This is a genomic window from Rhodococcus sp. 05-2255-1e (assembly GCF_002259025.1).
In the GTDB taxonomy this organism is placed as follows: domain Bacteria; phylum Actinomycetota; class Actinomycetes; order Mycobacteriales; family Mycobacteriaceae; genus Rhodococcoides; species Rhodococcoides fascians.
The window spans coordinates 1-611 of record NZ_NOZE01000037.1 but is presented as its reverse complement, the minus strand read 5'-3'; the positions used below and the strand labels follow the sequence as shown (position 1 = coordinate 611).

General features: G+C 68.4%; 1 protein-coding gene. It reads left to right on the top strand.

The window, feature by feature from the left end:
- The coding region (locus tag CH262_RS23150; protein WP_143547158.1) for an HAD-IC family P-type ATPase at positions 1-611 on the top strand (611 nt) is incomplete at both ends.

Below are 611 nucleotides of genomic sequence, written 5' to 3'. Positions count from 1 at the left end.
CTGCTGATCGTGATCATGCTGCTCGGGCACTGGATCGAAATGCGATCCCTCGCGCAGACCACCTCCGCTCTGGACTCGTTGGCGGCGCTGCTTCCGGACACCGCCGAACGCGTCGACGGCGACGATGTGGTGCCGGTGCCCCCGTCCGAGCTGCAGCTCGGTGATGTCGTCGTCGTGCGCCCCGGTGGCCGCGTACCGGCCGACGGCACCATCGTCTCCGGATCGGCGAGCATGGACGAATCGATGATCACCGGCGAATCACGCACCGTCCGCCGCAGCGACGGCGACCAAGTCGTCGCCGGCACTGTCGCCACCGACTCCGGTCTCCGCATCAAGGTCACCGCAGTAGGGGAGGACACCGCCCTCGCCGGCATCGGCCGCCTGGTCGCCGACGCCCAGAACTCGACCTCGCGCGCTCAGCGCATCGCCGACACCGCCGCCGGCTGGCTGTTCTGGTTCGCTCTCGGATCTGCGATCATCACCGCGTTGGTGTGGACGCTATTCGGGATGCCCGACGACGCCGTCATCCGCACCATCACCGTGTTGGTCATCGCCTGCCCGCACGCACTCGGACTCGCGATCCCGCTGGTGGTCTCCATCGCCACCGAACG